The sequence below is a fragment of the Facklamia sp. P13055 genome (assembly GCF_050409445.1).
Taxonomy (GTDB): domain Bacteria; phylum Bacillota; class Bacilli; order Lactobacillales; family Aerococcaceae; genus Facklamia.
The window spans coordinates 1-12,065 of sequence record NZ_JBNUPL010000028.1; the positions used below are offsets into that span (position 1 = coordinate 1).

Annotated in this window: 14 protein-coding genes; 4 read left to right on the forward strand and 10 right to left on the reverse strand. The window is 34.2% G+C overall.

The annotated features are described in order from the left end of the window. Positions 1 to 380: 380 nt before the first annotated feature. Genes ACQV2O_RS07790 through ACQV2O_RS07800 form a run of 3 tightly spaced genes read right to left on the reverse strand, consistent with a single transcriptional unit; the run spans position 381 to position 2,741 of the window. Entirely contained in the window at positions 381 to 1,724 is a 1,344-nt protein-coding gene (locus tag ACQV2O_RS07790; RefSeq protein ID WP_428874507.1) for a glucose-6-phosphate isomerase, read from the reverse strand. A gap of 11 nt (positions 1,725 to 1,735) precedes the next feature. After that, on the reverse strand, positions 1,736 to 2,131 hold the full coding sequence (locus ACQV2O_RS07795; RefSeq protein ID WP_428874509.1) for a CvfD/Ygs/GSP13 family RNA-binding post-transcriptional regulator: 396 nt from the start codon (positions 2,129 to 2,131) through the stop codon (positions 1,736 to 1,738). 22 nt (positions 2,132 to 2,153) lie between these two features. Further along, a complete protein-coding gene (locus tag ACQV2O_RS07800) occupies positions 2,154 to 2,741 on the reverse strand; it encodes a peptidylprolyl isomerase (protein ID WP_428874510.1) in 588 nt (195 codons plus the stop codon). 124 nt (positions 2,742 to 2,865) lie between these two features. Between ACQV2O_RS07800 and ACQV2O_RS07805 the strand changes: the two genes are divergently transcribed. Genes ACQV2O_RS07805 through ACQV2O_RS07815 form a run of 3 tightly spaced genes read left to right on the forward strand, consistent with a single transcriptional unit; the run spans position 2,866 to position 4,928 of the window. Continuing rightward, positions 2,866 to 3,381, forward strand: a complete 516-nt coding sequence (locus ACQV2O_RS07805) for a divergent PAP2 family protein (protein WP_428874511.1) — start codon at positions 2,866 to 2,868, stop codon at positions 3,379 to 3,381. A gap of 13 nt (positions 3,382 to 3,394) precedes the next feature. Beyond that, positions 3,395 to 4,396: an NAD(P)/FAD-dependent oxidoreductase gene (locus ACQV2O_RS07810; RefSeq protein ID WP_428875484.1), complete on the forward strand. Its 1,002-nt coding sequence runs from the start codon at positions 3,395 to 3,397 to the stop codon at positions 4,394 to 4,396. Further along, positions 4,389 to 4,928 (forward strand): phosphatidylglycerophosphatase A family protein, encoded by a 540-nt coding sequence (locus ACQV2O_RS07815; protein WP_428874513.1) that lies wholly within the window; start codon positions 4,389 to 4,391, stop codon positions 4,926 to 4,928. The genes ACQV2O_RS07810 and ACQV2O_RS07815 overlap by 8 nt, the downstream gene beginning before the upstream one ends. Before the next feature lie 39 nt (positions 4,929 to 4,967). Here ACQV2O_RS07815 and ACQV2O_RS07820 read toward each other — a convergent pair whose 3' ends face one another. The 3 genes from ACQV2O_RS07820 to ACQV2O_RS07830 form a co-directional block, all read right to left on the reverse strand. Continuing rightward, on the reverse strand, positions 4,968 to 5,597 hold the full coding sequence (locus ACQV2O_RS07820; protein WP_428875485.1) for a TIGR01906 family membrane protein: 630 nt from the start codon (positions 5,595 to 5,597) through the stop codon (positions 4,968 to 4,970). A 28-nt stretch (positions 5,598 to 5,625) separates the two neighbouring features. Continuing rightward, positions 5,626 to 6,339 (reverse strand): YutD family protein, encoded by a 714-nt coding sequence (locus tag ACQV2O_RS07825; protein WP_428875486.1) that lies wholly within the window; start codon positions 6,337 to 6,339, stop codon positions 5,626 to 5,628. Between the two features lie 518 nt (positions 6,340 to 6,857). After that, positions 6,858 to 7,481, reverse strand: a complete 624-nt coding sequence (locus ACQV2O_RS07830) for a hypothetical protein (protein WP_428874517.1) — start codon at positions 7,479 to 7,481, stop codon at positions 6,858 to 6,860. Between the two features lie 157 nt (positions 7,482 to 7,638). On the opposite strand from ACQV2O_RS07830, the gene ACQV2O_RS07835 reads away from it, so the two are divergent. Further along, a complete protein-coding gene (locus tag ACQV2O_RS07835) occupies positions 7,639 to 8,481 on the forward strand; it encodes a DegV family protein (RefSeq protein WP_428875487.1) in 843 nt (280 codons plus the stop codon). Positions 8,482 to 8,534: 53 nt separating this feature from the next. On the opposite strand, the gene ACQV2O_RS07840 is transcribed toward ACQV2O_RS07835, so the two are convergent. The 4 genes from ACQV2O_RS07840 to ACQV2O_RS07855 form a co-directional block, all read right to left on the reverse strand. Continuing rightward, the gene (locus ACQV2O_RS07840; RefSeq protein ID WP_428875488.1) at positions 8,535 to 9,650 is read right to left on the reverse strand and encodes an alpha/beta fold hydrolase; all 1,116 of its coding nucleotides are present in this window, start codon (positions 9,648 to 9,650) and stop codon (positions 8,535 to 8,537) included. 14 nt (positions 9,651 to 9,664) lie between these two features. Then, a complete protein-coding gene (locus tag ACQV2O_RS07845) occupies positions 9,665 to 10,435 on the reverse strand; it encodes a hypothetical protein (RefSeq protein ID WP_428875489.1) in 771 nt (256 codons plus the stop codon). Positions 10,436 to 10,444: 9 nt separating this feature from the next. Beyond that, on the reverse strand, positions 10,445 to 11,335 hold the full coding sequence (locus ACQV2O_RS07850; protein WP_428874521.1) for a polysaccharide deacetylase family protein: 891 nt from the start codon (positions 11,333 to 11,335) through the stop codon (positions 10,445 to 10,447). Positions 11,336 to 11,478: 143 nt separating this feature from the next. Then, entirely contained in the window at positions 11,479 to 11,907 is a 429-nt protein-coding gene (locus ACQV2O_RS07855; RefSeq protein ID WP_428874522.1) for a MarR family winged helix-turn-helix transcriptional regulator, read from the reverse strand. Between the last annotated feature and the right edge of the window lie 158 nt (positions 11,908 to 12,065).

Consider the following 12,065-nt stretch of genomic DNA (forward strand, 5'->3'; position numbering starts at 1 on the left):
AGTGACAACTTCTATATACTAGCATGGTTTAGATTTTTTGTCAAACCTTTTTGAAAAGTTTTTTAAACTTTTCTTTCGTTTCGGTCGTTCGTGACGACAAGAAATAATATAACATGAGTTGTTTGTTAATGTCAAATACTTTTCTAAGTTTTTTATTTTTAGCAACTCAAGATGCATTGCTCTTCGTTCGTGACGACAAGAATTAATATAGCATGGGTTGTTAGCTTAAGTCAATAGCTTTTTTAACTTTTTATAAATTTTTTGTGAATTCTTTTTTGTTCTTCAATTCTATCAATAACCTCTGATGAATAAAAATCATTTGAGACGATCTGTAGTCCGACCATCTCAAATGTTTTAACTTTTATTATCGATTGATAATTCTATATTCTTTGACTAAGTTCCTTTGTTAATTCTTCATAACCATCTTTACCAAGTAAGGCAAACATATTACGTTTATAGGCTTCGACTCCCGGCTGATCAAATGGGTTGACACCATTAAGGTATCCAGAAATAGCGACTGCCATTTCAAAGAAATAAATCATTTGACCGAGGCTTTCTTCATTCATTGCTGGAATGTTAATAATAAGATTAGGTACCTCTCCGTCCGTATGGGCAATCATAGTTCCTTGATAAGCCATTTGGTTAACAGTTGACATTTTTTCTCCCTCTAAATATGAAAGACCGTCAACGTCTTCTTCTAATTGAGGGATTGTTAAATCTTTCCTAACTTTTTGGAAGTTTAATACCGTCTCAAATATATTTCGTTGGCCATCTTGAATAATTTGACCAATTGAATGTAGGTCTGTTGAAAAGTTAGCTGAACATGGGAAAATTCCTTTATGATCTTTTCCTTCAGACTCGCCAAATAACTGTTTCCACCATTCACCGAAAGCTTGTAAAGCTGGTTCATAGTTGATTAACAATTCATTGACCTTTCCTTTGCGATAGAAAATATTTCTTATAACAGCATACTGCATGGCTTGATTTTTTGCTAAATCCTCATTTAGATAAAGCTCTCTAGCAATTTTTGCCCCTTCAATCAGCCTTTCTATGCTTGCACCACTTACAGCAATCGGAAGCAAGCCCACTGGTGTTAAAACTGAGAAGCGCCCACCGATACCATCTGGGATTACAAAAGACTCATAATTATTTTGTTGGGCTTCTTTTTTTAATGCTCCTTTAGCTTGATCGGTTGTCGCATAAATTCTTTGATAAGCTTCTTTTTTTCCATATTTTTTGATTAGTTTTTCTTTTAAAACCCGAAAAGCAATTGCTGGTTCCGTAGTTGTTCCTGATTTAGAGATGATATTAATAGAGAAATCACGCTCTCCAATTACTTCTATTAAATCATTCAAGTAAGTGGATGATATGTTGTTACCAGCAAAAAGTATTTGAGGCAAACTTTTGCTTGGAGCCATCATATTATAAAAAGTATGGTTTAAAAAATCTATGGCTGCTTTAGCTCCTAAATAGGATCCGCCTATGCCGATTACTACTAATACTTCCGAGTTCTTTTGAATTTTTTGAGCTACTCCTTTAATTCGCTCTATTTCGGATTGGGGGAAATCAAGTGGCCAATCAATCCAATCCGTAAATTCAGAACCTGCCCCTGTTTTTTCTTTAAGTTCACGTAAAGAGGATTCTGCGAACCCACTTAAGTGCTCCATTTCTTTTTCTTGAAAAAAGTTCAAAGCCTTCGAATAATCAAAGCTAATTGTTTCCATTTATAAACCTCCTAAACTTCTATCTTGGTATTAAACTCATTTTCTTCAATAGAATGCATTGCTTGATCAATCCATTGTGGCATCTTATCTGCTATGGTCTTAAATCCTATGTCTGGTAAATTCCGTCTTTTTTTTCTTCGATTTCTAACAGGAAACAATGGGGTGTTAATTTTATCTAGTGCTCGCATGGATAAAGAAATTTTCTTACTGTATTCATCAATATCAATTACAACTACTTTAACTTTTTCTCCAATATTAATGAATTCATCTAAAGCCCCTACATATCCATGTTTACATTCGGAAATATGCACTAGACCCTGTTCTTCATCAGAAAGCTTTATAAAAATACCATAGTTCTGGATACCGGTTACTTCTCCTTCAATAATATCTCCTATTTTAAACTTCATATCGATTACCGTGCTTTCTCACTTATTTAGAAACGGTAACGGATTCAATCATCACATCTTCAACCGGTTTGTCTTGAGGCCCTGTTGTAACATTTTGGATAGCTAAAACATTCTCCATACCTCCAACGACTTGACCAAAGACAGTATGGCGTTGATCCAACCAAGGGGTTCCTCCTTTTTCTTCATAAGCCTTCACAACTTCATCAGGGAACCCTAAGTCTTTTAACTGTTGGAGCATATCAGCCGGTACATTTGGTGCAGTTACAATAAAAAATTGACTGCCATTTGTATTTGGTCCTGCATTAGCCATTGAAAGAGCTCCATAAAAGTTAAAAAGATGCATTGAAAATTCATCTTCAAAACTTTCTCCCCATTTGCTTTCACCACCCATGCCTGTTCCTGTTGGGTCTCCTCCTTGGATCATAAAATCTTTAATAACTCTATGAAAAATCACGCCATCATAGTAGCCTTCTTCAGCTAAAGTAATGAAGTTTTCGACTGTCCTGGGTGCTTGTTCTTTAAATAATGCTAATTCAATGTCACCCTTATTAGTATGTAAAACAACTTGACTTTGTATTTCCTCTGTCTTTAATTGTGGAAAATTATTCATTTTATCGCTCCTTATATCTATTTTCTCTATCATTTTACTCGAAAAAAAACTAAATTTATAGTTAAAGGGTCTTATTTTTGTTAAGATAGTTAGTGTTAAAAATAAAAAGAAGGATAAGGATGCTATGAATTACCCATTAATTGCTGCTTTTACTGCCATTTTTTTCGCGCAAATGATTAAATATCCAATTGCCTATTATTCAAAGCGAAGTCCTAAATTAGATATAATCACTTCTACTGGTGGCATGCCCTCATCGCATTCGGCTGCCGTCGCAAGTTTAATTGCCAGTCTTATATTTGAATACGGTTTTGCTTCAGCACACGTAGCCATAGCAACTGTATTCGGTGTTATTATCATGTTCGATTCTATGGGGGTCAGACGTCAAAGTGGTGAACAAGGCCTTGTAATTGATGCTATCGTTAAACGTCTCTCTCAATCAAATTATGAGGATATAAATGTTCAATCAATTAAAGAAAAACTAGAAGACTCTGAATTTGAAACTGAAATTATTGATAATTATCAAGACCTTATAGTTACTAAATACCTTGGACATAAACCAACAGAAGTATTTGCAGGTATTATTACAGGCGGATTTGTGGCAGTAGTCATGCGCTTAGTATTCCTTGCGTTTTTTTATTAGAAAGGCAGAAATTATGGAAAATATTTATGATATAACAATTATCGGTGCAGGCCCTGTAGGCCTTTATACCGCTTTCTTCGCTCATATGCGAAACGCAAAAGTAAAAATTATTGAGTCACTTGAGGAGGTGGGGGGGCAACCAAATCATCTTTATGGTGAAAAGTTGATTTTCGATATTCCTGCCTATCCTTCGATTAAGGGGAATATTTTGAGTCAAAAACTATTTGAACAGGTCAATCATTTTAAACCAGATATTTCTTTGGGAGAAGAAGTCTTAAATCTCTCTCCCAGAGAAGATGGCATCTATACAATTCAAACTAGTAAAGAAATTTATTACTCAAAGACCGTTATCATTGCAGCAGGTAATGGAGCTTTTCAACCCCGAAAGCTTGGAATGGATAATGCGAATCATTTCGAAAATCATTCCTTACATTATATTGTTAAAAAACCTGAACATTTTAAGCATCAGAGGATAGCAGTATGTGGAGGAGGAGACTCTGCAGTTGATTGGGCACTCACCCTAGAACCAATTGCTAAAGAAGTCTATTTAATACACCGACGTGAAAACTTTCGAGCTTTAGAAAGCTCAGTATCCAAATTACATGCCTCGTCTGTTAAAATTCTAACCCCCTATAAAATTTTAACCTTAGAGGGTAAAAATCACCAGCTCGAATCACTCAAGCTTCAGCAGGTGAAATCAAAAAAAATAGTAGAACTTTGCCTCGATCAATTAATTGTCAATTATGGCTTTTCTAACTCTTTAGGCCATATAAAAGATTGGGGACTCAAGCTTTCTCGCAACCAAATCAAAGTTTCATCATTAATGGAAACTAATTTGCCTGGTGTTTTCGCTGTTGGGGATATTGCTGACTATCCTGGTAAGGTAAAGATCATTGCAGCTGGATTTGGGGAAGCCTTATTAGCTGTTAATCAAGCCTTACACTTCATCGATCCTAATTATCGACCGTCGCCCTTACATTCATCAACTATTTTTGAAGGAGAATTCAATGACTAAAGATTATATTCACTTAAAACACCTAGAATCCAGATCCTATGAATTGCTAGCTGAAAGAGGTGTTAGCATCGAAGAAATCGCTAAAATCGTCTACGATTTACAAAATACTTATGTTGAGACTTTAACTATGCAAGACTGCATTGATAATTTACATGCTGTGATGCAAAAACGAGAAGTTCAAAATGCTATTATAACTGGAATTGAATTAGATATTGCTGCTGAAAAAGGACTTTTGTCTCCACTTCTATGTGACTTATTAATGCGTGATGAGAGCCTCTATGGAATAGATGAAATTCTGACTCTATCAATCGTCAATGTTTATGGATCAATCGGTCTTACTAATTTCGGTTATTTAGATAAGCTTAAACCGGGCATTATTGGTAAACTAAATGATGAAAAAGATCAGCGGTGCAATACATTTATTGATGACATCGTGGGTGCCTTAGCCGCTGCCGCTGCAAGCCGAATTGCGCACGCACAACCACAAACTGATGAAATTTCCGTTCCTCCAAAAAAACCAAGTCATTTATAAGCTAAAAAAAGATAAGCTCAGCAGCTGAGCTTATCTTTTTTATATTTTCTTTTTAATAAACAAATAAATAATTCCTAACAATAATTCATATAGCATAACGACAACAATTAGTAATAGAAAGAAGTAACTATCTGGAAGCACATTAATGACAGGATCTGTTAAAGGATCAAACTGCCATAAATCATTTTTAAAGAAAATTTGGTGAAAAAGAATAAAGATTTTATCAAAAGCAATAACTGCTAGAAATAATAAACCAATTGGCAACATGTAACTTAGCATCATATATATCTTAAGATAGGGATTACGTCTCCTCTGCTTGCGAATATTTATCAAAACAATCGCTAAAACAAAAATTAAAAACAAAGCTGCCATCATGGTTAGCTGGATTAAAACTTTAACTTCAGCAAAATGCTGAATCCCTCCGTCAGAAGAGGCAAAATCAGGCAATAGCATTTGACTTTCCATCGGATGGGTTAAGAAATCAACAATTGTTTGATAATTTTGATTTAATTGCTCACTCGTTAATCCAACTGTTTCATGCAATTTAAAATATTGATTAAAGATTCTATAAATAACTGGCGATAGAAAAACGGTCAATGAGATTGCCCCAGTTAAGGATGCTAGGCAAAATAAGCAAACTCTGGCAAAATTTTTAATGTGGTCAGTCAAACTATGGATCCTCGCTTTCTAATAAAGGCTAGTTGGGGCGTTTTTTTATAACGAAATCCTTCTTATGATTGATTCTGTTTGTCGCCTTATTCATCTTATTAGACCCGACAGTCAAATTGTTTTTACTTTCAGATTTACTTAGTGAGTGGCTTTTTTCATTTCTTCTCTTAATTTTAGGGGTAACAGTCTTAGAACGATGGCCGAGATTTTGAATTTTTCGATTCGTTCTTTTTTGATAGCTACGTCCCCGTGTGTTTTTATTTGAAATTCTTGGATAAAGTGTCTTACTTTGAATGTTATTTATCTTGCCCGCCCTCAATCGATCTAATAAATGAGGATATTCAGCGATAGAGCTTTTTTTCCCAATAACAAAATACTTGGCGCCAAAATTACAATATTCATTGATATAATCCTCTAACGTTTCAATACGTTGATCGAAAGCCACTTTGGGTGTTCCGATTTGATAAAACCCTCTTAAGCGAAGCTGATTAAAAGCCCAATCACCAACAATATAATCATACTTAGCGAAGAGGTCTTGATAGCGATTATAGAAGGCTTCAAAGTCAAAAGCTTCTTGATGATTAATAATCAAATCGTATTCTTCGTCTTCAATCATTAAGGAACTGTCATTTAAAAATTTAATGTTTTTAATAACATCTTCATTTAATTCATCGCCCGTTAGGTCATCCAATAGTCGATCTATTTGTTTGTTAATTTTTAACTCTTTTGTTGAATCTGTCATAATTTACTCCTGTTCTAAAGGGAATTCTCCCTGAAAATAATCACTGATAATATGTCTTAAAATTAAGAAAGATAATCGTTAGTTTATCGTATTTCATTATAAACGGTAAAAAGGAAGATAGACACAGTCATCTAGACTAGCTAGACAATACATTTGTTCATTGTCTAGCATTTCATAATCTATTAGCCATCGATTAATCCATCGTTCATAGAAACACCTTTAAAGAACATTGTAGCAAAAAATATACCTCCAAATCCATTGCCAAAGAGTCCCCTACTTGCTAATGTAAACTTTTGATGATTCATTTATTCGGAAAGAAATCTTAATAGCTACCGCTTTGCTCAATACGCTTTCTTTGGTATTGATATAAACTACTCTGATATATCGCTTTTTCAGCTATCAATGCTATTTTATTAATAGATAAAACATGCAATTTAATTAACTATCCTTCTGCAGTTACATTTTTAACTCGTTATAAAAAGACCTCCTCTTAATAACAAAAGGAGGTTTTAAATGGACTATTTAAAAATACCTAAAAGTATATAAGCGACAATTAAGAATATTACACCAAATATAAGGTAAGTCATCCATTCTTTTTTTAGACGCGGAATTGGTTTTGCAATCACATAACCGGCAGCTAAGACTATCATAACAACCATGATAAGCACTGAAAAGACAGTTGCTGGTATAAGATAACTAAGTAAATAAAGTATCGGTAAGACAATAGCTACTGAAATTAAGGGAAGACCCAAATAGAAATTCTCTTCATCTATTTGATAAGCTTGAAATTCCAAGGGACGGTTAAAATGTGCTAAACGAATGGCTACAGCAGTTAAGTAGACTGCAATAGTAATCATACCTAATATTCCACCTTGAGTAGCTGTTAATAATAATCCAATTGGAATCAAACCAAAGGATAGAAAATCAGCTATAACCTCTAACTCTGTGGAAAAAGCTAGTTGTGCATCTGTCTGGTCAAATTGCTCAGAAATATCAATTGAATACTCATTAAGAATGGCTCCTATCATCATAGATATTAAACCATACTCAATTGCCCCTATATAGGCAAAGCCTAATCCTACAATCGAAAAAACTATTTGAACTAAGACGATTAAATTGGACCGATGTAGATCTCCTAACATAATCTTTCCTCCTCACATGAAATGTATGTCAACTCCTATTTTACCGATAATATGCTGTTTTTAGCAAGTGTTAAAATTAAACTTTCAATAAATTGAAACTGATTCTGAAATTAGTTATACTACTGATAATTAATTGACCATAATTGGGGGAAATATTATGCAGTGGAAAATAGTAACTGACTCTGGCGCGAGTATTCGTTCTGTCAAAGATATCAACGAGGAAATAGAGTTTGAAGTTGTTTCTTTAATACTGAATATCGATGAGCATACATATAAAGATAACAATCAAGTGGATACCCAAACTCTAGTTAATAAAATGGAAAGTGGCCAACAGACTGGAACTGCTTGTCCAAGCCCTGAAAGTTATGCACAAACATTTGAGTCCAATCAAAATGTTTTATGTTTCACTTTATCTTCAGGTGTTTCAGGCTCTTACAATGCTGCTTGTTTAGGAAGAGAGTTAGCCTTAGAGAAAAGTCCTGATGCTAATATTAAAATCATCGACAGTCGATCGGCTGGAGCTGAAATCGACCTACTTATTACTCTTGCTGCAAGTATCATTAAAGAAGAGACTGATTTTGATTCGGTAGTGGCAAGAATTGAAAAAGAACATTTAAATACAAATGTCAATTTTTTGTTAGAATCTGTTGATAATCTAGTAAAAAATGGCCGAATATCTAAAATTGTTGGAAACATGATTGGATTACTAAATATACGTTTAATCGGAAAAAGAAGTTCTGAGGGTACAATTGAACTTGCTCAAAAAGCTAGAGGCCATCAAAAAGCAATGAAAAAACTTTGGGCAGAAATAAAAAGCAAGGGATTTAATGGAGGGAAAATATTTATTAACCATGTCCTAAACCCGGAAGCGAGCCAAGAACTTCAGTCAATGATTCTTGCAGAATTTCCACATGCAGAAATTAATATTTTACCTTCTTCTGGCTTATGCACTTTCTATGCTCAAAGAAATGGTCTAATTGTTGGCTACCAAACCAAATAATTCAAACAAAGAAGGCTGCCTTAAACATCCCTTAAGGCAGCCTTCTTTGTTTACTATATATTTTTATTAATAAAGTGAAGGATTTGACTCACTATCTTTCTCACTTGATCATCATGTCCTAAAAGAATCTCGTGCTCACTTGAAGGTACAAGGAAGTTTAATGAATTTGGAAGACAATTATAAAAATGGAAGATACCCTCTTTTTTTACAATCTTATCACTAGCTGCTCGGAAGATGAGACTTGGAAAAGTCATTTTCTTGATTTCTTTTTCTTGATGGATAGTTTGCAAAGCATCTAAAGATGTCTTCAACCAGTTAATAGAGCCTGACTTGGTAGGATAAAGATGAAGTTTTTTATTGAGTTCAAAAAAGAAGCGCCCTCTTACTTCAGAATTGGACAGCTGATTGGGTGTTCTGAAAACTAAATGGTCATCTATTCCTCCATTTGAATCTTCAGGTAAATAATTCTTACCCCGGCCGACTTTTTGCATCAAGCTAGCGCTCATATGCGCCAATTCCATTGGCATTCCCTTAGTATCAATCGCAAGCATTGGGGAGGATAAAATAAGACCATCTACTAAATCTGGCCATAATTGAGCAAAGCGAGAACTGACAGCCCCACCCATTGAGTGTCCAAATATAAAGAGAGGCTGTTCTTCTCCACCCAGTTCTTTAACCCTTTTTACTAGGCATTTTAAATCATTGATATAAACGTTAAAATCTATAATATCAATTTGGGTTTGGTTAGGTGATAATTTAGATTCCCCATGTCCTCGTGCATCATAAGTCAGTACTTGAATTCCTGATTGTAATAAATAATATACTAATTCTCGATATTTTTCTTTAAATTCATTAAAACCATGGACAATAAGGCAAGTTGCTTTGGCTGTTTCTAAAGCATAGAAGTCATAAGCTAAGTGATAAGCCCCTTGGTTAATTGATCCCTCTTGTCTTAAATTATCGATAAATGGGCTGAGTTTTTCATCCCAATTCTTCTCATATTCTTCTTCTTGCAACCAATCCATAGAATTTTCAATTTCAGCTAATTCAAGCAATCTTTCAGCATGACTAATCTTAGGAAGTGGATGCTTAAAATTTTGATGTAATTGAGAAGCTAGAGAAATACTTGCTAATGCAAGAGACCATCTAAGGTAATTGTTACTTTTCATATTATCCTCCCTATTTAAAGTTTCTGTGTATCAAAGTTTAATACCACAACAATCCGCACATAGGACGAATCATCTAGACGAAAATCACTGGCTGAAGCTTTAGCAGATATAAATACCGACCGCATGTCAGAAAAATCTTCATTTTGTTCGAAAAAAGCTTTGGCTAAATATTGAGCGAATACTGCTTCATCTTTAGACCAAGTATCTAAATGAATATCATCAGACGAAATAAAAACCTCATATAAGTTTTCGCCAATCCGATATTGATTATTTTCAATCTCGTAAAAACGCTCGCGGAAATTTAGTCCCTCTGTAGTTTTAGAATCTAAATATACATAATTGTCTAACTCATCGAGTCTAAGTAGATTCCCATTTGACAAATATGGTGCTAGATAGACTGTTTGTTGTGGGAAATAAACTCTGTTAATTGCTTCTATAAATGACCTGTTTAGCTGACTTATATCTAACTGCTTATTAAAAGAGTCTGCCATTTGCTGGCCTTTGATAAATCGAGGATGTGCTAAAACTGCTTGTGGATACTGGATGGGTTTTTTATTCCCTGGGTACGACTGAATCTGATTAATTATATCGGGAGAGTCTTCATCTGGAACTTTTTCAATTCCAATCAGTTCCTTAGATATTTTACTGAGTCTTTGATAAGTGGATAAACCTTCTTGAGACAATGCTTGATCGATCATTTCTTCATGAAAGTGATAGATGGTGCTTAGTCCAAGTATTATAAATAAGAGTTTAAAATAAAAAGATAGAGGAAAATATTTTTTCACTCGATTCGCCTAGCTTTCTTTTTCAAAATTTGGTTTACGAATTAATAAAGGATCAACTATATGGTAACCTTGCTCACGATAACCGTCTACCATCCTCGAGATAGCACCATTAGTCCATGGACGATCATGCATAAGAATGTTTGCTCCTGCCCTTAAATAATCATTATTTAAAGACACTTCTAATAAAGCTTCACTTTCTAAATACTCATCCATCCAATCATATCCAAAATTCCAAGTCATTAATTGCATTTCTAGTTCTTGGCATATCTGATAGGTATCCATGTTAAACAAACCAAAAGGCGGGCGGAACCATCTTGGTTTTTCTCCTGTAATTTCTTCAACCAAATCACTTGTTTGTTTAATTTCTTGATACTGCTGGTCGTAGGTCATTTCTTTTAAGTTAGGATGATGCTGAGTATGATTACCGATTTCGAATCCCATATCATAAATTTGCTTGGTAATCTTTCTCCCCTTTTCCTCTGTTAAGAACATACCATTCACTAAGAAAATAGCATTTACATCCTTAGCTTTTAATTGTTGGGCAATTTCAAGTGCATAGGAATTCGGTCTTTGAGGCGCATCATCAAAGGTAAATAAAAGAACTTTATGATCACTACTATCGTATAAAGGAAATATTTCCGAAGAAATATCAGGGTTTTCTTGCATATAGTAGGCATAGCCATCCTCATCGACTTCCGCATAGTTAGAATAATCTGTCCAAGCTTGACGAGTACCATCCTTTTTTAAAGAACTTTCTTTAGTGGAATCTTCATCGTAAGTACTCTCTAGTATTTCTAATTCATCAAGCTGTACTTGTTTTGATTCTGTTTCTTCGTTTAAAGGCGCCTTTTGACAAGCGGATAAACAAAATAATAAAAGAATTAAAGCCGAGAATTTCATCAATAATTTGTCCTTTCTAAATCCGATTTGCCTTTTTAGTTTATCATAGAAAGAATTAAAGTTAAAAGCAAGACTATCCTAATACAAGCTACATTTAACAAAAAAGTCCCTAACTCACTAAAAGAGTTAGGGGATCAAGCAGGCTATTCATAGCGAGTTAACTTTTGTAATAAGCGTTTCATTTCGAGCACTTCATCTGTAGTGAATTCTTCAAAAACTTCTAACAAATGTTTACGGTGCTCAGGATAAATCTCATCCATCAACTTAGTACCTTCTGCTGTAATTTCAGCAAAAGTTACACGACGGTCATTTAAATCTGGCTTTCGTTCCACATAACCCTTATTACACAACTTATCAATCACGTAAGTGGTTGAAGAGGAAGCAATTAAAATTCGATTCCCAATTTGTTGAATTGGTTGAGGGCCACGATTATATAATAATTCTAATACAGCAAACTCCGTCACATTCATATCTGAATGATTCGCATCTTTTTTCACCAATTTCTCAAAGTAGGCATGTGCTCTCATCATACCAATATATGTTTTTAAAACTTCTGTATCTCGATCTAACATCTACTCTCACCTTCTTATCTTAAAATTTTTAATCTCGAAAGCGAAATAATTATATCTTATCTATTAAAATTAGTCAATCCATTCCAATAAAAATCTAAAAAAATTGTTAAACGTAAATGATAATGTCTCAAGAGAACACAAATCAAAATGTCCCACTA